Annotated in this window: 16 protein-coding genes; 8 read left to right on the top strand and 8 right to left on the bottom strand. The window is 70.6% G+C overall.

Annotation, left to right across the window (positions count from 1 at the left end; all coding sequences use genetic code 11):
* Position 1: 1 nt before the first annotated feature.
* The 5 genes from K8625_RS16490 to K8625_RS16470 form a co-directional block, all read right to left on the bottom strand.
* Positions 2-682: a Fe2+-dependent dioxygenase gene (locus tag K8625_RS16490; RefSeq protein WP_223783242.1), complete on the bottom strand. Its 681-nt coding sequence runs from the start codon at positions 680-682 to the stop codon at positions 2-4.
* 18 nt (positions 683-700) lie between these two features.
* Positions 701-3,001 carry a TonB-dependent siderophore receptor gene (locus K8625_RS16485; protein ID WP_223783241.1) on the bottom strand — a complete coding sequence of 767 codons (2,301 nt, stop codon included), beginning with the start codon at positions 2,999-3,001 and terminating at the stop codon, positions 701-703.
* Between the two features lie 129 nt (positions 3,002-3,130).
* Positions 3,131-4,468: a PepSY domain-containing protein gene (locus K8625_RS16480; RefSeq protein ID WP_223783240.1), complete on the bottom strand. Its 1,338-nt coding sequence runs from the start codon at positions 4,466-4,468 to the stop codon at positions 3,131-3,133.
* An 8-nt stretch (positions 4,469-4,476) separates the two neighbouring features.
* Complete coding sequence (locus K8625_RS16475; RefSeq protein ID WP_223748689.1) at positions 4,477-5,340, bottom strand: energy transducer TonB; 864 nt, start codon at positions 5,338-5,340, stop codon at positions 4,477-4,479.
* A gap of 133 nt (positions 5,341-5,473) precedes the next feature.
* On the bottom strand, positions 5,474-5,962 hold the full coding sequence (locus K8625_RS16470; RefSeq protein ID WP_223748690.1) for an 8-oxo-dGTP diphosphatase: 489 nt from the start codon (positions 5,960-5,962) through the stop codon (positions 5,474-5,476).
* Positions 5,963-6,200: 238 nt separating this feature from the next.
* Between K8625_RS16470 and gltB the strand changes: the two genes are divergently transcribed.
* Genes gltB through K8625_RS16455 form a run of 3 tightly spaced genes read left to right on the top strand, consistent with a single transcriptional unit; the run spans position 6,201 to position 12,631 of the window.
* The gene (gltB, locus tag K8625_RS16465) at positions 6,201-10,757 is read left to right on the top strand and encodes a glutamate synthase large subunit (RefSeq protein ID WP_223783239.1); all 4,557 of its coding nucleotides are present in this window, start codon (positions 6,201-6,203) and stop codon (positions 10,755-10,757) included.
* A 3-nt stretch (positions 10,758-10,760) separates the two neighbouring features.
* Complete coding sequence (locus tag K8625_RS16460; RefSeq protein ID WP_223783238.1) at positions 10,761-12,218, top strand: glutamate synthase subunit beta; 1,458 nt, start codon at positions 10,761-10,763, stop codon at positions 12,216-12,218.
* Between the two features lie 14 nt (positions 12,219-12,232).
* The gene (locus tag K8625_RS16455; protein ID WP_223748693.1) at positions 12,233-12,631 is read left to right on the top strand and encodes a hypothetical protein; all 399 of its coding nucleotides are present in this window, start codon (positions 12,233-12,235) and stop codon (positions 12,629-12,631) included.
* A 4-nt stretch (positions 12,632-12,635) separates the two neighbouring features.
* On the opposite strand, the gene K8625_RS16450 is transcribed toward K8625_RS16455, so the two are convergent.
* Positions 12,636-13,247, bottom strand: coding sequence for a hypothetical protein (locus K8625_RS16450; RefSeq protein WP_223783237.1), 612 nt, complete (start codon positions 13,245-13,247; stop codon positions 12,636-12,638).
* 166 nt (positions 13,248-13,413) lie between these two features.
* On the opposite strand from K8625_RS16450, the gene K8625_RS16445 reads away from it, so the two are divergent.
* Both K8625_RS16445 and rnk read left to right on the top strand, forming a co-directional pair.
* Positions 13,414-16,227 (top strand): ELWxxDGT repeat protein, encoded by a 2,814-nt coding sequence (locus K8625_RS16445; RefSeq protein ID WP_223783236.1) that lies wholly within the window; start codon positions 13,414-13,416, stop codon positions 16,225-16,227.
* A 107-nt stretch (positions 16,228-16,334) separates the two neighbouring features.
* Positions 16,335-16,751, top strand: coding sequence for a nucleoside diphosphate kinase regulator (rnk, locus tag K8625_RS16440; RefSeq protein ID WP_223748696.1), 417 nt, complete (start codon positions 16,335-16,337; stop codon positions 16,749-16,751).
* A gap of 55 nt (positions 16,752-16,806) precedes the next feature.
* On the opposite strand, the gene K8625_RS16435 is transcribed toward rnk, so the two are convergent.
* The gene (locus K8625_RS16435; RefSeq protein WP_223748697.1) at positions 16,807-17,571 is read right to left on the bottom strand and encodes a ParA family protein; all 765 of its coding nucleotides are present in this window, start codon (positions 17,569-17,571) and stop codon (positions 16,807-16,809) included.
* A gap of 271 nt (positions 17,572-17,842) precedes the next feature.
* Here K8625_RS16435 and K8625_RS16430 point away from each other — a divergent pair, with 271 nt between their 5' ends.
* The 3 genes from K8625_RS16430 (at position 17,843) to K8625_RS16420 (ending at position 22,737) form a co-directional block, all read left to right on the top strand.
* Positions 17,843-18,676: an MBL fold metallo-hydrolase gene (locus K8625_RS16430; protein ID WP_223783235.1), complete on the top strand. Its 834-nt coding sequence runs from the start codon at positions 17,843-17,845 to the stop codon at positions 18,674-18,676.
* A gap of 15 nt (positions 18,677-18,691) precedes the next feature.
* Positions 18,692-20,269, top strand: coding sequence for a sigma 54-interacting transcriptional regulator (locus K8625_RS16425; RefSeq protein ID WP_223783234.1), 1,578 nt, complete (start codon positions 18,692-18,694; stop codon positions 20,267-20,269).
* A 131-nt stretch (positions 20,270-20,400) separates the two neighbouring features.
* A complete protein-coding gene (locus K8625_RS16420) occupies positions 20,401-22,737 on the top strand; it encodes a hypothetical protein (protein WP_223783233.1) in 2,337 nt (778 codons plus the stop codon).
* Between the two features lie 147 nt (positions 22,738-22,884).
* Here the strand turns inward: K8625_RS16420 and K8625_RS16415 are convergent, their stop codons facing one another.
* Complete coding sequence (locus tag K8625_RS16415) at positions 22,885-23,832, bottom strand: hypothetical protein (RefSeq protein ID WP_223783232.1); 948 nt, start codon at positions 23,830-23,832, stop codon at positions 22,885-22,887.
* Positions 23,833-24,186 lie beyond the last annotated feature (354 nt).

Raw genomic sequence — 24,186 nt, 5'->3', positions numbered from 1 at the left:
CTCAGGGCTCCGCCCATTGGCGGAGCAGGTTGTGGTACACGCCCGTCAGCATGACCAGCGAGGGGCTTGAGGGCACCTCCTGGTGGAGCTGGGTGATGGACGCATCCAGGTCGAACAGCAGCGCGCGCTGGGACACGTCGCGCACCATCGACTGAATCCAGAAGAACGACGCCAGCCGCGCGCCCCGCGTCACGGGTGTGACGTGGTGCAGGCTGGTCGCCGGGTAGAGGATGAGGTCCCCCGCCGGCAGCTTCACGGCGTGGTGGCCGTAGGTGTCCTCCACCACCAGCTCGCCCCCGTCATAGCTGTCCGGCTCCGACAGGAAGAGCGTGGCGGACACATCCGTGCGCACGCGCTGACCGGTGCCCGGGATGCGCCGGATGGCGTTGTCCACGTGCGAGCCGAAAGACATGCTCGCGTCATAGCGGTTGAACAGCGGCGGGAAGATGCGCTGGGGCAGCGCGGCGGAGAGGAACAGCGCGCTCTTCTCCAGCCCCGCCAGCACCAGCTCCCCCAGCTCGCGCGCGGCGGCGCCGCCCTCGGGGAGCTGGAGGTTCTTCTTCACCTGGCCGGACTGGTGGCCGGCCGTGATCCGGCCGTCCGCCCAGTCCGCCTGCTCCATCACCTGACGGCAATGGGCCACCTCGGAGGCGGTCAGGACCTTCGGGATGTGCAACATCATGACCGCGCTCCTGGGAGACTAGAACCGGTACCGCGCCGTCAGCAGGGCCGACATGCCGTCCGCGGGCACGGCGTGACCGCCGTAGTACTGGTCGTAGTACAGCACGTTGGTGAGGTTGTAGACGTTGAGCTGGAGCTGCGCCTTGCCCAGGGCGTAGCTCGCGAACGCGTCGAAGCGCCAGAAGTTCGGCACGAAGCTGGTGGCCGTGTTGGCGTTCGCCGGGTTGTTGACGCTCGTCACGTCCTGGAAGACGGCGCCGCCGCCGAGCGTGAAGTCCTTGAGCGGCGAGTACGTGGTCCACAGCGAGATGCTGTGGCGCGGCGTGTTCGGGAGCCGCTGACCGATGAGGTACTCGTTGGTGTGCTCCAGGATGGCGGAGTCCATCAGGGTGTAGTTGGCGAGCACCTTCCAGCGCTCGACGATGGTGCCGGCGATACCGACGTTGAAGCCCTGCACGCGCTGCTCCCCCTGGAGCACCTGCGGCGGTCCCTCCGGGTCCGTGTTGGGCACGCGCGCGTCCGTCTTGCGCACGCGGAACACGGCGGCCGTCAGGCCCAGGCGGTCCTCGAACAGCTCCGCCTTGGCGCCCGCCTCCAGGATGGCGTTCTTCTCCGGGTCCAGGCTCATCGTGTCGGCGGACACCGAGCCCAGCTCCGCGGACGGGCTGGAGGACGTGCCGTACATGCCGTACACGCTGACCTTGTCCACCGGGTGCAGCACCACGCCCGCGCGCCAGTTGAGCGTGTGGTCGCTGTCGCGCAGGCGCGTCTTCGCGCCCGAGGCGGCCACCTGCGAGTAGTCCGTGTTGAACACGTCCCAGCGCAGCGAGCCCAGCACCTCCACGTACTCGCCCAGCTGGAGCTGGTCCGCGGCGTACAGGCCGAGGGTGCGCTGGATGCTCACGCTGGAGCTGGCGAACACCGGGGACACGGCGGACAGGTCCGGCTCCGCGTCGGGGTTGAACAGGTCCGCCGGGAGGTTGGGGCCGGTGGGCAGGCCCGTGGCGTTGAGGTTGTCACGCGCCTGGCCGCGCTTCTCCCAGGACAGGTCGAGCCCCACGTTGGCGGTGTGCTTGAGGAAGCCCGTCTGGAGTTCACCGCCCACGGTGGCCTGGTTGGAGAGGTAGGAGTTGTCCGTCTCCGTCTGGAAGCGCTGGCGGCCGATGGTCGTCGGGTCCGCGGCGGGCGTGAGGCCGCGCGGCGCGGTGGGGCTGGCGAAGCGGTCCACGCGGCCGAAGCGCAGCGTGTTGGTGAACTGGAGCGAGTCCCCCAGGCCCTGGATGACGCGGGCCGTGGCGACGTGCGCGTCCACCCGCTCCTTGTCGGCCTTCACGCCGTAGAAGTTCTCGCGCGGCACGTCCAGCGTCTCGGGGACGGGGCGGCCGTTGAAGTACGGCACGCCGTAGTCGGGGATGCCGTCCTCGCGCTGGAAGAGGTAGTCGAGCTCCAGCGTGGTGGACTCCGCCATCTTCAGGCGCAGCGACGGGGCGAGGCCCAGGCGGTTGTCGCGCACGACGTCGCGGCCCGCGGTGGAGGCGAGCTGGCCCATGGCGTTGACGCGGACCTGGAGGTCGTCGGACAGCACCTGGTTGACGTCCGCCTCCAGGCGGCCCGAGGGCGCGGTGCCGCCGCTGAGGGCGACCTCCTGGAAGTTGGTGCGCTGGGGCTTCTTCGTCGCCAGGTTGATGGCGCCGCCCGCGGAGCCCCGGCCGAAGAGGACGGCGGACGGACCGAAGTAGGCCTCCACGCCCTCCAGGTTGAACGTGTCGCGCGTGAACCAGCCCAGGTCGCGCGCGCCGTCGCGGGAGATGTCGTTCTGCGCGGAGAAGCCCCGCAGGATGAACGCGTCACCCTGACGGCCCCCCTCGCCGGCGCTCATGGTGATGCCGGAGACGTTGCGCAGCGCGTCCCGCACGGACGTGGCCTGCTGCTCCTCGAGCACGGCCTCCGAGACCACCGTCACCGACTGCGGCGTGTTGACCAGCGCGCGCTGGGCGCGGGGCAGCGAGCTCTCGCGGACCTGGTAGCCCTCCGCCTCCGCCTGCACCTCGACGGTGGGCAGCGTGAAGTGGCCCTCGGTGCCCTGCGTCCCGGGCGCCTCGCCCTGCGCGGGCTGCGCGTCCTGGGGCTGCGCGACGACGGACTCCTCCGCGGCCACTGGCTCCGGAGCGACGGCCGGCTCCTGGGCCACCGCGCCACCCGCGGCCAGCGCGGAGGCGAGCCCCACCGCCGGCCCCCACGGCTTCAGCGCCGCGCGGACGCCTCCGACATGACCGACGCTCGTTCGAATCCCCGGGCTGCGTGACTTGCTGAAAGACATGGCGCTCCCCACTCCCCGACCCTCACGGGTCGTCTCGGATGCATCTTGAGAATGACTGCGATTTTCAAAGTCGGAATTGATGACGCCCGAGGGCATCGCGGGAACCTCGCCCGCCCGGTGCGATGGAACCTAGACGGGGGTCTCCGACGCGCCCGTGGCCACGGGCTCGGTGTGGCGCGGCTGGCGCTTCGGGAAGAAGCGACGCCACGACAGGGCGAAGCCGGTCCACACGAGGAAGACGCCACCGAGCGAGGCGATGGCGGCGATGAGCTGGCCGGGCCAGCCGAGCGCCTCGCCGGTGTGGAGGAAGCGCAGCCAGGTGCGGACCTTGCGGCCGCTGTTGAAGTCGGCGTAGCCCTCGCGCTTGGCGACCTCGCCCGAGAAGGGATTCAGCGCGTACTGCGTGGCGGCGAAGTACGGCCAGCCGTCCTCCACCTTCACGTTGAAGTTGACGGTGTCCACCTTGCCGTCGGACTTGCCCGCATCGTCAGGGCCGCGACGCTGGGGCCTGGCACCGGGAGCGGACTCGTTGCCGGCTCGCTGCGCGACTTCGGCAACCGGAGCCTTGCCCTCACCGTCACCTCTCGGTGCACCCGGCGCATTGCCACCCGCCCCGCGCGGAGGCGACGGCAGCCGGTACGTGATGCTCTCCCACGTCGGGGCCTGCCCCTGCACCACGGCCAGCAGCGAACCAAGGTCCTTGCGCGCGGCGTCCTCGGACGGAGGCGCCACCTTCACGGCCGCCGAGCCCGGTCCCTGCTGCGCCGGAGGGGCGTTGCCCGTCAGCGTGTACACGAAGTCGGACGCCCACTTGTACGAGATGACCATGCCCGACGCCGTGAGGACGATGAGCACGGGCAGCGTCCAGAAGCCGATGACGTTGTGCCAGTTGAAGTCGCGCGGCTTGCCCTTCAGCCCCCGCCGGAACCACAGCACCGGACGCACCGTCTTCAGCGTCCACTTGCGGGGCCACCACAGGTACAGGCCGGAGATCGCCAGGAACAGGAAGCCCGCGTTGCACGCGCCGGTGATGGCCTTGCCCACCGCGCGGTTGTCGCCGCCCAGCGCGATCCACCGGTGCCACTCCACCATCACCTGGAAGAACGAGCGCCAGCCCTTCGCCGAGCTCTCGCGCACCTCGCCCGTGTACGGGTTCACGAACACCACGCCCGCGCGTCCCAGCGCCACCTGCGTCGCCGAGGTCTCCGACGGGAACACCGTCACACCCGACACCTGCGCGTCCGGCTTCGCGTCGCGAACCTTGGCGATCATCTCCTCGAGCGCCAGCCGCGTCGTCCCCGGCCCGGGAGCGGACACGGTGCGCGCCTCGGAGTCCGCCCAGTCGAGCACCTGGTGCTCGAAGGCGATGGCCACCCCCGTCACCGACATGATGGCGACGACGATGCCCACCACGACTCCAACGACGAGATGAATCCAGAACAGCGTCTTGCGAAACGGGAGGGCCATGGGCTGCTTCACTTCAACGAGAACTGAACGGGGAGCTCGAGGATGACACGCACGGGACGCCCCAGTCGGCCGATGGCCGGCGTGAAGCGCCACCGGTTGACGGCGGAGATGGCCGCCGCGTCGAGCGACGGAATCGAGCGGATGACGCGCGTGTGCTCCGTCTCCACCTCGCCATCCGTGCCGACGATGATTCGCACCAGCACCAGCCCCTGGATGCCGTCGCTCCGCGCACGTCGCGGATATTCGGGACGGGGCTGCTTCAACACCACCGGAGCCCGCAGGACCTGCCCAAGCCCCACCGCGTCCCCCGCGCCGCCGGACGCGCCGACGATGCCGCCCTGCATGCCACCCTCCACCCCACCCGCGACACCGCCCGCCACCACCGGCCCGGGCCCCGACTCCGTCCGGGCGCCCGAGTCCGACTCCGGCAACGACTCATCCTGGGCGACGGCCGGCGACTCCTCGGGCTTGGGCGGCTCGACGACCTCCGGCTTCGGCTCCGGCAGGGGCACCACCGCCCGAGGCTCCACCACCGGGCGCGCCACCCGGGCTCGCGCGGGCCGCGAGGCGCGCTCCTTCGCCGCCTGCCGCGGCTGTCCACCCGAGGCCGGCGGCGGCGGCCTGAAGGTCAGCAGCACCAGCTCCGGCTCGGGCTCCACCACCCGCTCCACCGGGTGCGCCGCGAACGCCAGCCCGGCGGCCAGCCCACCCGCGTGGACCGCCACCGCCACCGCCAGCGCACGTCCCCACCGGGACCCGACGCCCACGCCCTCCGACGACTCGCCCATCCGGAAGAGGGTTCCGGACGGAGTCGCGACACCCGAGGTGGGGGCCTCGGCGGAGACTGCGTGAGCGCCGATATTGAGAATCATTCTCATTATCTGAAGTTCCCCAGAAGTACGCCTCTCGGGGAGCGTCGTCAACGCACCGCGCGCGAAGTCGGGAAATTTTCCACACAGGCTGATAGCGCCCGTACCCCGAGCGGAAAGAGCACCCGGACACCCCTCAAAGGCGCGTGTAGCTCCAGCTCACCGCGCGGCCGCCGGAGTACGGCATCACGCCATGAAACACGCGGGGGTCCTCGTCGAAGACGAGCGGCAGGAAGTGCCTGTCACCGTCCCACATGGGCAGCCGAGGCAGCTCGGTGAGGGGAACCCAGGACAGCGTGCCCTCGGCGTTGCGCTCCAGCGGGGTGCCCTCGAAGGCGTCGATGCGGAAGACGAAGCCGAGCCAGTCCTCGCCCTGCTTGCCGAAGCCGGGCCAGGAGAGCGTGCCGCGCAGGACCATGCGGGTGCACTCGATGCCGGCCTCCTCGCGAATCTCGCGGCGCATGCAGGCGGCCACGTCCTCGTCGCGCTCCATCTTCCCACCCAGGCCGTTGTACTTGCCCAGGTGCGCGTCCTCCGGCCTCGCGTTGCGGTGGATGAGCAGCACGCGGCGCTGATCCGGCGACATCACGTAGCCCAGGGTGCCGATGATGGGTGAATAGGGCATGGCGCGCTCCTCATGACGCCGCGCGAGGAGAGCTCGCCCGGGCGGAGCGCTTCATAGCGGATCCGCCGACGGGCCACGGCCCGAGCCTGCGTCCGAGAGGGGCCCCCTGTTGGCACCCTGCCCCACCGCCCCTCTGACGGCCCCCTGCTCCTGCCCGTCTTTACGAGAGTCGACGCGACGCGTTAGCGTAGAGCCACACAGCGATGACCTCCCGCGTCAGGCGGGAAAGGGGAAGTTGATGACCGCGATCCTCCCCGGCCGGTACGGCCTCTATGAGCCCGAGACCGAACACGACGCCTGCGGGGTGGGCTTCGTGGCCCACCTGCGAGGTGAGCGCTCTCGAGGAATCGTCGAGGACGCGCTGGAGCTGCTCAACCGGCTGAGTCACCGGGCGGCGGCGGGGAAGGATCCACGGACGGGCGACGGCGCCGGCATCCTGGTGCAGTTGCCGCACCGCTTCTTCGAGCACGAGGCGCCGGACCTGGGCTTCGAGCTGCCCCCGCGTCGGCAGTACGGCGTGGCGCAGGTGTTCCTGCCCAAGGAGGTGGACGCGAGGGCCGCGTGTGAGGCGGCGCTCGAGGAGGTGGTGGCCGAAGAGGGCCAGCGCGTGCTGGGCTGGCGCGACGTGCCGGTGGCGCCCGAGCACCTGGGGCCGGTGGCGCTGGAGGCCGCGCCAGTCATCCGGCAGCTCTTCATCGCGCGGCGGCGCGTGGTACCCAGCGCCTTCGAGCGCAAGCTCTACCGCATCCGCAAGCTGACGGAGAACCGCGTGCAGGCGCGCGGCGTGGACCCCAAGGGCCGCTTCCACATCGCCAGCCTCTCGTCGGAGACGCTCATCTACAAGGGCCTGCTCCTGCCCGCGGACCTGCCGCGCTTCTTCCTGGACCTGCAGCACACCGAGTTCGTCAGCGCGCTGGGGCTGGTGCACTCGCGATTCTCCACGAACACGTTCCCCACGTGGGAGCTGGCGCAGCCGTTCCGCTTCATCGCGCACAACGGCGAAATCAATACGCTGCGTGGCAACCGCAACTGGATGACGGCGCGGCGCGGGCTGCTCCAGACGGCGCGGCTGGGCGGGAGCCTGGAGCCGCTGTGGCCCATCATCGTCCCGGGCAAGAGCGACTCGGCGCAGTTCGACAACATGGTGGAGCTGCTCTACCTGGGCGGGCGCACCCTGCCCCACGCGATGATGATGATGATTCCGGAGGCGTGGGAGGGCGACGCGCTGATGTCGGACGAGAAGCGCGCGTTCTACGAGTACTCCTCCGCGCTGCTGGAGCCGTGGGACGGGCCCGCGGCCATCGCCTTCACGGACGGGCAGCTCATCGGCGCGACGTTGGACCGCAATGGCCTGCGGCCGGCGCGCTACCTCGTCACCGAGGATGACCGCATCATCCTGGCCTCGGAGATGGGGGTCATCGACGTGCCGCCCGCGCAGGTGCGCCGCAAGGGGCGCCTGACGCCGGGCCGCATGCTGCTGGTGGACACCACCGAGGGACGCATCCTCGAGGACGAGGAGGTGAAGCGGGACATCAGCACACGCTGGCCGTACCGCAAGTGGCTGGAGCGCAACGTCTTCACCTTCGACGACCTGCCCACCGTGGCCGCGCCGGAGCGGCTGCGCGGCGACGAGCTGACGCGGCTGCAGGGGGCGTTCGGCTACACGGTGGAGGACATCCGCACGGTGCTGACGCCCATGGCGGAGACGGGCAAGGAGCCCGTGGGCTCCATGGGCACGGACACGCCGCTCGCGGTGCTCAGCGACCAGGCCCCGAGCCTCTTCTCGTACTTCCACCAGCTCTTCGCGCAGGTGACCAACCCGCCCATCGATCCGCTGCGCGAGAAGCTGGTGATGACGCTGGCCACGGCGCTGGGCCCGGAGAGCAACACCTTCGAGGAGACGCCGGAGCAGTGCCACCGGCTGTCGCTGCCCGGCCCCATCCTCACCAACGGGCAGCTCGCGAGGCTCGCGAGCATCCGGGGCGAGGGCCTGTTCGAGACGCGGCGCCTGTCGCTGCTCTACCCGCTGGAGGGTGGCGAGGGCGCGCTGGAGGACGCGGTGGAGAAGCTGTGCGCCGCGGCGGTGGACGCCGTGGACGCGGGCGCGAGCATCCTGCTCTTGAGCGACCGGGGCGTGGACGTCACGCACGCGGCGATTCCCGCGCTCTTGGCCATGTCGGCGGTGCACCAGCGCCTGGTGCGTGACGGCATCCGGATGTACACGGGCTTGTTGCTGGAGACGGCGGAGGCGCGTGAGGTGCATCACTTCGCCTGCCTCTTCAGCTACGGCGCGGCGGCGGTGAATCCGTACCTCGCGCTGGACACGGTGCGCGCGCTGGCGGACGCGGGCGAGCTGGGCGTGGACGCGGAGAAGGCGCAGGACCTCTACGTCCACGCGGTAGAGGAAGGACTGATGAAGGTGATGTCCAAGATGGGCATCTCCACGCTCCAGTCCTACCGGGGTTCGCAGCTCTTCGAGGCGGTGGGGCTCGAGCGCGGGCTCATCGAGCGGCACTTCACTGGCACGTCCTCGCGGGTGGAGGGCGTGGGTCTGCCAGAGCTGGGACGCGAGGTGGCGGAGCGGCACGCCCGGGGCTTCGAGCAGCCCGAGGGCGAGCTTCCCCTCGGCGGCCAGTACCGGTGGCGGCGCCAGGGTGAGCGGCACAAGTGGAACCCGGCCACCATCGCGAAGCTCCAGGCGGCGGTGCGCGGCAACGACGCGGCGCTGTTCGCCGAGTACTCGCGACTCGCGGACGACGAGACGCGCGAGCACTGCAACCTGCGTGGGCTGTTGGAGATGTCAACGGAGCGTTGTCGCCCTGTACCGTTGGATGAGGTCGAGTCGGCGCTGTCGCTCGCGCGTCGGTTCGTCACGGGCGCCATGTCGTTCGGCTCCATCAGCGCGGAGGCCCACGAGACCTTGGCCATCGCGATGAACCGGCTGGGTGGGCGCTCGAACAGTGGCGAGGGTGGCGAGGAGTCGCGTCGCTACACGCCGGACGACGACGGCAACCTGCGCCGCAGCGCCATCAAGCAGGTGGCGAGCGCGCGCTTCGGCGTCACCACCGAGTACCTGGTGAACGCGGACGAGCTGCAGATCAAGGTCGCCCAGGGCGCGAAGCCCGGTGAGGGCGGCCAGCTCCCGGGACACAAGGTGGACGAGCGCATCGCGCGCGTGCGTTGGTCCACGCCGGGCGTGACGCTCATCTCCCCTCCCCCGCACCACGACATCTATTCCATCGAGGACCTGGCGCAGCTCATCTACGACCTCCAGTCCGCGAACCCATCGGCGCGGGTGAGCGTGAAGCTGGTGAGCGAGGTGGGCGTGGGCACCATCGCCGCGGGCGTGGCCAAGGCGGGCGCGGGCTGCGTCGTCGTCTCGGGCTACGAGGGCGGCACTGGCGCGTCCCCCATCTCGAGCATCCACCACGCGGGGCTGCCGTGGGAGCTGGGGCTGGCGGAGACGCAGCAGGTGCTGGTGCACAACGGCTTGCGCTCGCGCATCCGCGTGCAGGTGGATGGAGGCCTGCGCACCGCGCGCGACGTCCTGGTGGCCGCGCTCCTGGGCGCCGAGGAATTCGGCATGGCCACCGCGAGCCTCGTGGCCGTGGGCTGCGTGATGCTGCGCAAGTGCCATCTCAATACGTGCTCGGCGGGCATCGCCACGCAGGATGGCGCGCTGCGCGAGCGCTTCCAGGGCAAGCCCGAGGACGTGGTGAACTTCTTCCTGCTCATCGCGGAGGACCTGCGCCGGAAGATGGCGGAGCTCGGGGCGCGGAGCCTGGAGGAGCTGGTGGGCCGGGTGGACCTCTTGCGCCAGCGCGCGTCGGTGGACCACTGGAAGGCGCGGCGGGTGGACCTGTCCGCGCTGCTGGCGGCTCCGGCCGCTCCGGAGAGCGAGCCTCGGCACTGCGTCGAGGCCCGGTCCAAGGACGTGTCGGACCACCTGGACCACGAGCTGCTGCGGGACGCGAAGGCCGTGCTGGAGGGCGGCCCGGCGATGCTGCTGACGCGGCCGGTGAGCAACACGCACCGCGCGGTGGGGACGATGCTCTCCGGCGAGATTGCGCGGAGGCATGGCGCGCGAGGGCTGCCGGATGGGCGGCTGCACGTGCGGCTGAAGGGCTCGGCGGGACAGAGCTTCGGTGCGTTCCTGGTGTCCGGCGTCACGTTGGAGCTGGAGGGCGACGCGAACGACTACGTGGGCAAGGGGCTGTCGGGTGGGCGCATCATCGTCTACCCGCACGCCTCGAGCCGGTTCGTGGCCGAGGAGAACGTGCTGGTGGGCAACACGGCGCTCTACGGCGCGACGGCGGGCGAGGTGTACCTGCGCGGGCTCGCGGGTGAGCGCTTCGCGGTGCGCAACAGCGGCGCGCAGGCGGTGGTGGAGGGCGTGGGAGACCACGGCTGCGAGTACATGACGGGCGGCGTGGTGGTGGTGCTGGGGCCCACGGGCCGCAACTTCGCTGCGGGCATGAGCGGCGGCACGGCGTACGTGTTGGACCGGGAGATGGCCTTCCGGCAGCGGTGCAATCTGGAGATGGTGGAGCTGGAGTCGTTGGTGGACGAGTCGGAGATCTGGCTCGTGCACGGGATGATCGAGCGGCACCTGCGGCATACACACAGCTCGCTGGCGCGGCGGGTGCTCGACAACTGGGAGCTGATGGTGCCCCGGTTCGTGAAGGTGATGCCGACGGACTACAAGCGCGTGCTGCAGGCGCGGCGCGCGGCGAAGAAGCCCCCGGAGACCTCGGTGGGTGCGCAGCTCCAACACGTCGTGGGCGGGAGGGGCTGAGCGATGGGCAAGCCGACCGGATTCACTGAGTGGGGCCGCGTCCACGCGCCGAAGCGGGACAAGCAGGAGCGGCTCGGGGACTACCGCGAGTTCACGCTGCCGCTCGCGGCCGAGGAGGCGAAGCGACAGGCCGGACGCTGCATGGACTGTGGTGTCCCCTTCTGTCACCAGGGTTGTCCCCTGGGGAACCTCATCCCGGACTTCAACGAGGCCGTGTACCGGGGCCGCTGGCGCGAGGCGTATGAGCTGCTGAGCCGCACCAACGGGTTCCCGGAGATGACGGGGCGGCTGTGTCCCGCGCCGTGCGAGGCGGCGTGCGTGCTCGCCATCGACCGGGACCCGGTGACAATCGAGCAGATGGAGAAGGAGATCTCCGAGCGGGCGTTCGCGGAGGGCTGGGTGAAGCCTCGGCCTCCGCAGCAGAGGACGGGGCGCACGGTGGGCGTGGTGGGCTCGGGGCCCGCGGGCCTGGCGGCGGCGGCGCAGCTCAACGCGGCCGGGCACACCGTCACGGTGTACGAGCGGGATGCGCACGTCGGCGGCTTGCTGCGCTACGGCATCCCGGACTTCAAGCTGGAGAAGTCCGTGGTGGACCGGCGGATTGCATTGATGGAGGCGGAGGGCGTGGTGTTCCGCACGGGCGTGGACGTGGGGGGCTCGGTGAGCTTCCGCGAGCTGCGCGGGCGGCATGACGCGCTGCTGCTGGCGATGGGGGCGCGAAGGGCGCGAGAGCTGGAGGTGGAGGGGCGCGAGCTGTCCGGGGTGGTACAGGCGATGGAGTACCTGGAGCACCAGAACCGGCTCGTGGGTGGGCACGGCGAGGCGCAGGCGCGGCTGGATGCGTCGGGGAGGAACGTGGTGATCCTGGGCGGTGGTGACACGGGCTCGGATTGTCTGGGCACGGCGCTGCGCCAGGGCGCGAAGAGCGTGCGGCAGGTGGAGCTGTTCCCGGCGCCACCTGTGATTCGCTCGGCGGAGAACCCGTGGCCCCGGTGGCCGGTGGTGTTCCGGACGTCGTCGAGTCAGGAGGAAGGCGGCGAGCGCGCGTTCGCGATGATGACGAAGCGGCTGGAGGGGACGGAGGGGAAGCTGGAGAGACTGCACGCGGTGAAGGTGGAGGTGCAGCGCTCCGTGGGTGGAGGGGCGAGGCTCGTGGAGGTGCCGGGCTCGGAGACGACGCTCGAGGTGGATCTGTTGATCCTCGCGATGGGGTTCACGGGGCCGGAGACCACGGGGCTCGAGGAGCTGGGCGTGGCGATTTCGCCGAGAGGCACGGTGCAGGTGGACTCACGCTTCGCCACGTCGGCGGAGGGTGTCTACGGCGCGGGAGACGCGAGCCGAGGAGCCAGCCTCATCGTCTGGGCGCTGTCAGACGGACGGGAGGCCGCGAAGTCCATCGACGCATACCTGTCTGGCGGTGTCTCCGTGTTGCCGACGCGCGGCGCGGACAGTCCGTTCTGAGCATGATGGGCCTCATGGCACGCACGGACTTCCTGAACGTCGACCTCGATGTCGAGGGGCAGAACCTCGAGGAACTGATTCCGGTCCTCGAGCAGAAGCTCGTGCTCGTGTCCCAGGAGGGACCCCGAGCGACGTTCGAGCTGAATGAGCAGCCCACGAATCCCGATGAGGCCATCCAGGGGCTGTGCGCAGTCGTCGATTCTCTCGAGGGTCGAGCGCGAGACCTCTGGGATGCGTGCACGACCCGCAGCTTCGACATCGGCATCGAGGGTGGGACCGAGCCCCATTCGACAATCTGGCCCCTGCAGGTCGACACCCTGACGAAGATGGCTCGTCTCCGAGGCACTCTCGCAATCACCGTTTATGCGGCTCGACAGGTCCTCGATGAGGGAGAGACCTCGTCAGGGGCTTAGGTCATTACGGCTCGAAGATCTGCAACTCCAAGCCACCCACGACCAGCTCGGCCACCGTGACGCGCTGGTCCAGTCGCTCCACCGGGCAGCCCCATAGCGCGACGATGGCGCGGTCCAGCTTGCGAGCCAGCGCATTCGCGGACCGCACATGCGCGGACAGCTCATCAGCTACCACGGAGGCTAGAGGATGAAGCTCCACCGGCATCCGTGATCGGTCGAGGGTCAACTGATACGGATTCCCCGCGAGAGCCCCCGAGCCGACCTCAGGCAGGCCCAACAGCAGGCCGCGCATCCACCAGGACCGGCCCAGGGCGTCATCCCAGTCGGGCGAGCCGACGATGCCTAACGCCCGGAGCAGCTCGGACCCCGAGGTCAGCTCGCGAAGTGCTCGTCGCTGCGGTAGCGCCCCGAGGCTGAACCGCTCGAACAACACGTCTCCCAGTGCCCGATACCACCCCACGAGTTCATCGTGCTGGCCCGCCTGCATCCAGGCCAACGCCGAGCCGATCGTGACGAGGTCCGCCGGCTCCAGCACCTCCGACTCGAAGAGGAACCGGTAGTCGCGAGGGACGAAGGGCGTCAGGGACGCAGCCAGTGACGCAGGGGACAAGGACATGTCGCGCTCCAAGGCCGACCATCCTCCTTCAAGTCCGCACTCCGCATCACCTGGGTGCCCCCGCACTCGTACTCCTTCGAGCGAACACTTCCCCATCCCCATGGGGTGGCTTCACGCGCGCCTCGAACAAGCCACCTTTGTGCGCCCCATCGCATCGGTGCCCACCATGGACCCGCGGATTCTCCGCTCCTCGCTGTACTTGCTGCTGCTGCTCACGGGCCTGTGCTGCGGGGACCAGGATGCACCATCCCAGTCGACCCAAGGCCTCGCCGGGGCGCCAGAAGTCCAGGACGCACCCTACCCCGTGGATGACCTGGCCGGAGGTCGCCTCAGCTCCAACCCGCACGCGCTGACCGACGTCGGCGGCCTGCTCTTCTTCGTCGCCACGGATCGCTCCCGAGGCACCGAGCTCTTCAAGAGCGACGGCACCAACCAGGGCACCCTGCTCGTCAAGGACCTCCGCCCCGGTCGCCTCGGCTCACACCCCCGCGAGCTCACCGCCCTGGGCAACACCCTCTTCTTCGTCGCCGATGACGGCACCCACGGCGAGGAGCTGTGGCGCAGCGACGGCAAGGCCTCCACCACGCGCCTCGTCACGGACCTCATGCCCGGCCCCGAGGGCTCCAGCCCCCAGGCGCTCACAGTGCTCGAGGACTCGCTCTACTTTCTCGCCACGCAGACCCCGTCCCGCACCGAGCTCTGGCGAACCGATGGCACCCTCTCCGGCACGCAGCTCATCAAGGCCCTCGACAAGCACGCCGAGGACGCCATCCCCACGCACCTCACCCCGTCGAACGGCCACCTCTTCTTCTTCATGGGCAACACCCTGTGGCGCAGCGATGGCTCGCCCCGAGGCACCCACGCCGTCCGAAGCCTCGAAGCCCCGCCCGGCATCATCCTCCACCCCAGCGCGCTCACCGACGTGGCCGGACAGCTCTTCTTCTTCGTGCGCCACGAACGCGAGGACGACCTCCCTTCGCAGCCTCCGCGCCTCTCGCTCTGGACCAGCGACGGCACCACGAACGGTACGAAGCACGTCGCGCATCTCTCACTCCCCATCGTCAATGCCTCACCACGAGCCATCGCCGCGGGCACCCTCTTCTACTTCGTCGCCCATACGCCCACGCACGGCGACGAGCTGTGGCGCAGCGACGGCACACCCCAGGGCACGCTCCTCGTGCGCGACATCGCCCCCGGTCCCGGCAGCGCCAACCCTCGCGAGCTCACCGCCCTGGAGGGACGTCTCTACTTCTCCGCGTGGACTCCCGAGCACGGCGACGAGCTGTGGCGCAGCGACGGCACACCGCAGGGCACCGTCCTCATCAAGGACATCGCCCCAGGCCCCGAGGGCTCGGCGCTCGCGTTCCTCCGCGCGACCCACGGCCGGCTGTACTTCTCCGCCCGTGAGCCAGGGAAGGGCCACGAGCCGTGGACCAGCAATGGCTCCGGACGCGGCACCTCGCGCCTGGAGGACCTCGCCCCCGGCGCGTACTCCTCCTCCGCCCGCGACTTCACCGTCAGCGGCCGACGCGTCTTCTTCACCGCCAACACCCGGGCCACCGGCGCGGAGCTGTGGGCAAGAGACCTCGGCTACGACTTCCGCGTCCTCTCCCGACGCCTCTCCCGCGCCAGCGACGACGAGGACTCGCGCCTGAGCACCTCCGCTCCCGCGCGCCTCATCCAGGACATCCACCCCGGCGCGGGCGGCCCGGAACCCCACGCCTGGGTGACCCGCGCGGGCAACCTCTACTTCGACGCCAACGACGGCAGCGTGGGCCAGGAACCCTGGCGCACCGACGGCACCGCCGAGGGCACCACGCTCATCAAGGACCTCCGCCCCGGCCCGCTCTCCTCCGAGCCCTCCGGCTTCGTCGTCCTCGGCCCCTGGGTCCTCTTCTTCGCCGATGACGGCGTGCACGGCCGCGAGCTGTGGCGCACCGACGGCACCGCCGAGGGCACCACGCTCATCAAGGACATCCGCCCAGGCCTCGGAAGCAGTCAGGGCGCGGGCACTCCCGTGGTGATGAACGGCGTCGCGTACTTCAACGCCCGCGACGCGCTCCATGGCGAGGAGCTCTGGCGCACCGATGGAACCCCGCAGGGCACCATGCTCGTGAGGGACCTCGCCCCGGGTGTCGACAACAGCTCCCCGCGTCACCTCACGCCGTTGGGCTCGCGCATCTTCTTCACCGCCGACATCCCCGACCTGGGCTGGGAGCTGTGCGTCAGCGATGGCACCGAGACAGGCACCCGGCTCGTCAAGGACATCCGCCCCGGGCCCGCGGGCTCGTTCCCCTCATCGCTCACCGTGCGCGGCCAGCGCATCGTCTTCGCCGCGAACGACGGACGCCAGGGAGAGGAGCCCTGGGTCAGCGACGGCACCGCGCCCGGCACCTATATCCTCCGAGACCTCTGGCCCGGCCCCGAGGGCTCGTCCCCCGCCTCCTTCACCGCGACGGGAGATCGCGTCTACTTCGCCGCCACCGAGCCCAGCGTCGGCCGCGAGCCCTGGTCCACCGACGCCACCCGTCCCGGCACCGCGCTCGTGTTCGACGTGCACCCCGGTCCCTCCGGCTCCTACCCCCAGGACTTCACGCTCCTGGGCCCCAGCGTCCTCTTCAGCGCGGAGGACGGGGTCCACGGACGAGAGCCCTGGCGCGCCGACAAGGGGGTTCCGCGCGCCGCCCTCGTGAAGGACCTGAACCCGGGCCCCCAGGGCTCCGAGCCACGCTGGATGACCTCGGTCGGCGCGCTCGCCCTCTTCCACGCCGACGACGGCCGCACCGGCCCCGAGCTGTGGGAGTCCAACGGCACCACGGCGGGCACCCTCCTGCGTCAGGAGCTGGCCCCGGGCCCGACAGGCTCGCTCCCCTACGTGTTCACGCCCACGAACACGCAGACCTTCTTCCTCGCGGACGACGGCGCCCAGGGCATCGAGTGGTGGGTCCTGCGGCTCCCCGCCTCGCGCGAGCGGGAGTGACCCCCCACCCCGCAAGCCCTCTCCGGGCTCGCCGGGAATAGATATTTCTCCCAACCGTTGCCCCAGTGTTCACCCTATCCTCATTTCTTTTTCCCGGAGTCATCGCCATGAGCAGCGAGCAGTCCCTCATCGTGACTGAGACCGACCTGGACCGTCTGCGCCAGGTCATCGACCACCATGGAGGGGGCCGCACGGCCGAGCTCGTGGAGATGCTCGAGTCGGAGCTGGGCCGGGCCCACGTCGTCAGCTCGGAGACGGTGCCCCCCAGCGTGGTGACGATGAACAGCACCGTGCTCTTCGAGGACGAGCAGACCGGCGAGCAGCGCCAGGTGACGCTCGTCTACCCGAAGGACGCGCGCAGCGACGAGGGCCGCATCTCCGTGCTGGCGCCCATCGGCAGCGCGCTCATCGGCCTGTCCGTGGGCCAGTCCATCGTCTGGCCGCTGCCGAACGGCCGCACCAAGCGGCTGCGCATCGTCGCCGTGCCGTACCAGCCCGAGGCCTCGGGCCACTACCACCTCTGAGGGCCCTTGAGGCGCCCGTCCCGTCCGTCGAGAGGGACGGGCGTCGACGATTCCCTCAGCGCAGCCCCACCCGCTTCGCCAGCTCCTGCGCCAGCGAGCGCAGCTCCTCGACCCCCGGCGCCGCGGGGCTCGTGTCGAACACCACCTCGTAGCCCAACCCCGCCTGATTGATGGACTCCGAGCGCGGAATGCGCGCCCGCAGCACCGGCACCGTCGAGTCCCTCAGCGCCTCCTCCATCGCCCCGTTCGTCGCCGGAGTGCGCCGATCCCACAGGTTCACCACCGCCACCAGCTCGCCGCCCTGCGCCTCGCGCACGTCGCGCCACGCCGCCTCAATCTCGCCCAGCCCCTGCAGCGCGAACGCGCCCGTGGGCACCGGCGCCACCACCAGGTCCGCGAACGCCAGCACCGCCTCCGTGTACGCGCCGATGCTCGGCGGCGTGTCGACCAGGATGATGTCCGGCGTCCAGCTCAGCGTCTTGAGCGCCCGTGGAATCGCCTGCAGCCGGTGACCCCACTGGAACAGCTCGCGCTCCAGGGCCGCCATGCGCGGCGCCGCCGGCGCGATGAAGAGCGTGGGACGCTTCGGTGACGCCACCACCACGTCGTCCAGCCGGTACTTCGGCCGCGGCCCCAGCGCCTCCGCGAGGCACGGCCCCTCACGACTCTCCAACCCCAGCACCAGCGACGCGTGCGCCTGCGGGTCCAGGTCCAGCACGAGCACCCGCCGGCCCGCGTCCGCCAGCGCCGAGGCCACGTGCGCGCAGAGCGTGGTCTTCCCCACGCCGCCCTTGATGGTGCAGAACGCAATCAACGCCATGGGCCCGTCCTATACCGGATCTCCCACGCCGCCACCGGCCTCCCGGCGAGCCCCTCCGACGCCCCGGCACCTCCCAGAACACCCATGAATTCCGGACGCTCCGGAATGGTACGGCCGCACCATCCGGGGGCGCTCCAGAATGGTGCAGCGTCCCGGAATGTCAGACCTCTCGCCAATAATTCCAGCCACTTGGCCATGGCATCCCACGTGCTGAAGCACGGGGCATCAGGGCGTCCTCCCGAGGAGGCCCGCCAGCTTGAGGAGGCACATCATGGATATCCGGTTCTACGGCGTTCGCGGCAGCATCGCGGTTTCTGGCTCACGCATCGGCGGCAACACGGCCTGCGTGGAGGTGACGAGCCAGGGCCACCGGCTGATCCTCGACGCGGGCACGGGCCTGCGCGCGCTGGGCGAGTCGATGATGCGCGAGCCGATTCCGCACGACGTGACGATGTTCTTCTCGCACCTGCACTGGGACCACGTGCAGGGCTTTCCCTTCTTCACCCCGGCGTACCTGCCCACGTCGCGGCTGACGATGTTCGGCCCCGGCGCGAATGGCGCGCAGGCGCTCCAGTCGGAGCTGGCGGCGCAGATGCAGCCGCCGCACTTCCCGGTGCCGCTGAGCACCATGCGCTCGAAGATGGACTTCCTGTCCGCGCTGCACGCGAGGACGGTGGAGGTGGGCCCGTTCAAGGTGACGCCCATCGACGTGCCGCACCCGCAGGGGTGCCTGGCGTACCGCGTGGAGGCGGACGGGCACTCGTTCATCTACGCCACGGACGTGGAGCTGCGGCTGGAGGACCTGTCGCCGGAGGTGGCGCGGCTGTTCGAGGGCGCGGACGTGCTGTGTCTGGACGCGCAGTACACGCCCGACGAGTACGACGGGAAGAAGGGCATCCCGAAGAAGGGCTGGGGCCACTCGACGATGATGGACGCGGCGGGCGTGGCGAAGACGGTGGGCGCGCGGCGGCTGTGCCTGTTCCACCATGACCCGGCGCACTCGGACGAGGTGCTGGAGGACATGGCCGAGCAGGCGCGGACGCTGTTCCCGGTGTGCGAGCCGGCGCGCGAGGGCCAACGACTGGTGCTGGGCCGCGCGGCCTGAGAGGTGGGCCGGACGATGCCACACGGATGCTATGGTGACGCTTCGGCCTTCATCCTCCCGCCCCTGCCCACCATGCCCCCCGCCCCGGATGTCACCCAGGTCCTCCTCCCCTTCGGGGCGCTGGTGGGCCGTGAGGTGGACCTCGACGCCTTCCTCCAGACGTTGATGGACCGCATCGCCGCCACAATGCAGGCGGACCGGGGCACGCTGTGGTTGTTGGACCCCGCACGGCGCGAGCTGTTCAGCCGCGCGGCGCACCTGCCGGAGGTGTCCCAGATTCGCGTGAAGCTGGGCCAGGGGGTCGCCGGCACCGTGGCCCAGCAGGGCCAGCCCATCAACGTGCCGGACCCGCGCGGCGAGCAGCGCTTCTTCGCGGACATCGACCGGATGACGGGCTACCGCACCACCAGCCTGCTCGCGGTGCCGCTGCGCGACGTGGACGGCGCGCTGTACGGCGTGCTCCAGGTGCTCAACCGCCGGGGCGCGGACCGCTTCACGCATGAGGACACCGAGCGGCTGGACGCCATCGCGTCGCAGGTGAGCTCCGCCCTGCAGAGCACCAGCCTCTACCAGGAGCTGCAGCGCGCCAAGGACCAGCCCCAGGCGCCGGTGGGCTACTTCTTCAACCGCATCATCGGCGAGTCCCCGCAGCTGCAGAGCATCTACCGGCTGGTGCGCAAGGCCGCGCCCACCGACGCCACCGTGCTGCTGCGCGGAGAGAGCGGCAGCGGCAAGGAGCTCTTCGCGCGCGCCGTGCACGTCAACGGCCCGCGCCGCGACAAGCCGTTCATCAAGGTCGACTGCGCCGCCCTGCCCGCCACGCTCATCGAGAACGAGCTGTTCGGCCACGAGAAGGGCGCCTTCACCGGCGCGGACCACCGGATGCCCGGCAAGTTCGAGGCGGCCGACAACGGCACCGTGTTCATCGACGAGATTGGCGAGCTGCCCCTGCCCGTGCAGGGCAAGCTGCTGCGTGTCCTGCAGGACCGCGAGTTCGAGCGCGTGGGCGGCACGCAGGCCATCAAGGTCGACGTGCGCATCGTCGCCGCCACGCATCGGGACCTGGCGCGCATGGTGGCCGAGGGCCGCTTCCGCGAGGACCTCTACTACCGCATCAAGGTCGTGGAGGTGGTGCTGCCCCCGCTGCGCGAGCGCGGCGCCGAGGACATCGAGCGGCTGGCCCGGCACTTCGTCGCCACCGCCGCGAGGCGCCACCGGCTGGTGACGCCCCGTCTCAGCCCCGCCGCGCTGGAGCGGCTCAAGCGCTACCGTTGGCCGGGCAACGTGCGCGAGCTGGAGAACTGCATCGAGAGCGCCGTGGTGCTGTGCGAGGGGGAGATCCTCGAGGATCACCTGCCCCTGCCGGACCTGGACCGCGTCCCCGGGAGCACGCCCGCCGAGCCCGCGCGCGCCCTGGCGCCCACCGCGTCCGAGACGGGCCTGAGGTCCCTGGCCGAGGTGGAGCGCCTGCACATCCTGCGCGTCCTGGACGCCGTGAAGGGCAACCGCACCGCCGCCGCGAAGGTGCTGGAGATCGGCCGCAACACGCTCGCCCGCAAGCTCAAGGAGTACGGCCTCGCCGACGAGGCGTGAGCGCCGCGCCCCGGTGGGCAGGCGGCCTTCCGCGTCAGTCCAGAATTACCCCTTGGAACCGACAGCACGTGCCTCCCGGTAGAACCTGGAGCATGCTGGAGCGGCCATCCATTCCGTCCGAGGGGAAGCCCATGAAGGTCATCGAGTCGCTGCTCGCCCAACTTCCGCCGGCGCTGGCCGAGAAGCTTCCGGACGTGAAGCTGCAGGACCAGGACATCCGGGTGACGCTCGCGCAGGAGGGCCTCACGCGGGACAACATCCTGCCGCCCAAGCTGAGCCTCGCGGACTTCACGCTGTCGTTCGACGGGGCCGTGGAGGCCACGGTGCGCAACTTCAACTCGCCCGGTGACGTGGACGAGAACGGCGTGGTGGGCGAGCCCGCCGCCGCCAACGCGCCGGCCTCCGACGGCTCCCGGCCCCAGCTGCTGCTGGGAGGAGAGACCGGCTGGATGCGCTACCAGGCCACGGCGCGCATCAAGTCCGCGGGGTCCACCGGCTCGCTGCCGTTCGTGTCCGGACAGGGCAAGAGCGAGGTGTTCGCCACGCTCAGCGACTACCGTGCGCACCCGCTGACGCGGAACATGCGCGAGGCGGCGAAGGAGGACCTGTCGCATCCACGGCTGCTGGTGTTGTCCACGGACCTGACCAAGCTGGGCCCGGGTGACGCGGTGGCGTGGCAGGTGCGCGGGACGCTGGAGGCGGGGCTCGAGCTGAACTGGGCGGACCTGTTCACCACGAACCTGGCGAACCTGGCCTTCGTGCGGACCAGCGAGCTCATCGAGCTGAAGACGGCGCTCGACGCGAAGGTGGGCGCGCGCGTGTCGCTCACGGACGACTACCAGCTCGTCTTCTCCCGCCCCGCCGCGAGCCGCATCCAACTGGCCGTGCGCAAGGCGAAGTCGCGCGAGGCCACGCTGGGCGCGGGGCTCAACCTCCAGGTGGAGCTGGCGGACGCGGAGGCGGTGCGCAAGCGGCTCGGCGAGGTGCTCACGGCCATCACCGGGCAGGCCGAGGCGAAGGTGGAGGAGCTGGTCGACAAGGCCCTCGACAAGGTGCTCAGCGCCGAGGAGCAGGCCCAGCTTCGCGGCATCCTGGAGCGGCTGGGGCTGGACCCGCAGCTGGTCGTCCTCGACCACCTGAAGCAGGAGTGGGCGCAGCTCAAGCAGAAGGTGTCGAGCGCGCTCGACACGTTGGTGAAGGCGCGCGTGGCGGCGTCCTTCCAGTACGAGTACCTGCGTGTGTCCGAGTCCTCCACGCTGCTGGAGGTGGAGCTGGACGAGGCCACCGCGCTGCGCTTCCACGGCTCGCTCCTGCGCGGCAGCCTGGTGGACCTGCTCGCGTGGCTGCGCGAGCCCGCGAACGCGGGGAGCTACACGCTGCGCAACTACCTGAACACCTCCTCCGCCACGCTCCAGTCGACGGTGGGCTTCACGCTCGGCCTGGGCAGCTTCGAGGTGCTCAAGGCGCGCTCCACGCGGAAGCAGACCTGGGTGAACCAGGAGAACCTCCAGGGCGCACGGCGGCAGGCGTTCCTCGGGCAGCGCGCGTACGAGGACTCCTTCCTGGGCCACCGTGGCCGGTGGGTGGTGGACTTCCGCGCGGACATGGAGACGTTCACCCTGGCCCCGACGGCGCCGGACTTCCGCCTGGGCCTGCACATGCTGCTGTGGGGCCAGAAGAAGAAGCTGTCGAAGCAGGAGCTGCGCGAGGCGGTGGACGACGCCGTCGTGTGGGGCGTGCTGGACGCGAACGACGCCGCCACGGTGCTGACGAAGCTCGACGCGCACGTGGGCAGGTCGGACGTGGAGACGCAGCTGGAGCTCAAGGTGTCGGACGACATGCTGCGCGAGCTCTTGCCGAGACTGCAGGGCTTCGACGTCAAGCTGTTCTCCCGCGCGCTCGCCCGGGCCATGCCTTGGAGCGAGCAGACGGCGCGCGTGTCCCCGGAGTTCCGCAAGCTGGTCTATGGGCCCATCTGGGAGTCGTATCTGAACGAGGTGCTCGACAAGGGCAGCTTCCTGTCCGGAGACCTCTCCCCCACCCGCGCCGCGCAGATCGCCCAGTGGTTCATCGAGCGCGACGCGACGGTGAAGCAGCTCGCCTCGGACCTGCTGCTGCGAGAGAAGACGTGGAACGGTATCGGCGGCAGGTTCACCTTCGCGGAGGTGACGCAGGCGAACAGCGGGACGCTGGGCAAGTGCCGCCGGTTCGTGGAGGGCCTCGTGCGGCTGCGTCGCTCCATCGACGAGCGGCGGAGCGGCGAGGAGCTGCGCGCGGTGCACGGTGAGTTGGAGGGGATGTGGAACACGGGGTTCCACCTGCGCGCCGCGGGGGCACTGCTCGCCGAGGTCGCGAAGGCGACTCCTCGCGGGCTCGGCGGCATCGAGCGCACGTTCACCGTGCGGATCGCGAGCAGCCAGGAGCAGCTCGTGTTCTCCACCGCGTGGGGCCCGTCGTCGTCAACGTAGGCAGGGCGCTTGTCGCGTCCGCGCGGCGGCCACGGTTCGTGAGCCCTGTTCATCGCCGACGTCAGGGCGCGGGGCTCAAAGCATGCGCTGCCGCATCCACGCGGCGGCCACGGTTCGTGAGCCCCGTTCGTCGTCAGGGCGCGGAGCTTACAGCGTGCGCGACAGCATCAGCGCGGCGGCCACGGACATCACCCCGGCCGCCGTGAAGTGCGTCCAGGCGCGGCGAGCCAGCGTACCTCGCGTGTCCTGCGCCTCCGGACCCAGGACGACCAGGGCGGGTCCGCCGCCGCGACCGCACAGCTCGTAGGAGCCCTCGCTCGAGCCCCGTCGGAGCTCCCCCACCACGAAGCACGTCTCGCCCGCGGTCCCCACGCGCTCCCAGGACAAGGCCCAGGGCTCGTCCGTCAGCTGGCGAGCCTCGGGCACCGAGGCGCCCTCCGGCGTCACCGGCCGCTCCTCGAGCCACGCGGAGGGCGTCGGCAGACAGACCGTCCTGCAGCGGCGGGGCCGCACGGGCGCCATCAACGACGCGGGCGAGAAGCGCACTCGAGCCCGGATGCGCGCGCCGCGCAACGTCAGCGTCGGGGAATAGGCGCGCTCACGAGACAGCAGCGTCCCCTTGCGCCCATCCGAGGCGACCTCGCGCAGCTCCGCTTCGTAGAACGCGCAGCCCACGCCCCCTGGCGATGTCAGCTCCTCCTGCGCATCGAGCGTGCCCTGGAAGACACCCCAGCTCGTGGAGGCCCCGGCGCGCAGCTCCGCCACGGCGTCATCCAGGCTCTTCGGCGCCGAGTCGCGCAGCAGCTCCGAGCCCGAACGGACCCGAGTGCCCCGCACCGCGAGCAGGGCCGCCGCCACCAGCAGCGCGATGCCCACCGACCTGCCGAACGACTCGGACGACCACACCACGAAGGCCACGTTGCCCAGCCCGGAGACGAGCAGGAAGCCGCCGAAGGCCAGCATGCCGAACCAGACCAGCGGCAGCCGGGGGACTCGCGAGTCCGGCCCCCGCCGTCCCACGGTCAGCACGGCCACCACCAGCCCCGCCAGGAGCGCCGCATAGATGGGCGCCAGCACGGCGCGCCAGAATTCCATCCTGTCCCCCGGCCGCACGAACAGGGCCCGCTCCACGCCAGACCCCGGATACCGAGGGAAGGTGGTACGCCGGACAGGCTCGCGCAAGGTCGCCCGGAGTCTCACCCCGTCCCGCGCCTGACAGGTGCCGCGTGAACCGCCCTCCGTCGGACGGAGTCCGGCCGGGTCGTGCGAGGGAAGTGTTGAGTACGTGAGGATTCCACGACAGGCGCCGACAAGTCGTGAGCCCAGCCCGCTTCGGCGCGCAGGTGCTGGAGAAACAGCTCAGGAAGCAAGAGAGTGCGCTTCAGACGGCCATGGAGTTGCCGCACCCGCACGTTCGCGAGGAATCGCGGAGCTCGATAGATGCTTCGG

The sequence above is a fragment of the Myxococcus sp. AS-1-15 genome, assembly GCF_020037055.1.
Lineage (GTDB): Bacteria > Myxococcota > Myxococcia > Myxococcales > Myxococcaceae > Myxococcus > Myxococcus fulvus.
The sequence above is the reverse complement of the archived record's forward strand: the minus strand, read 5'-3'. Positions and strand labels throughout refer to the sequence as shown.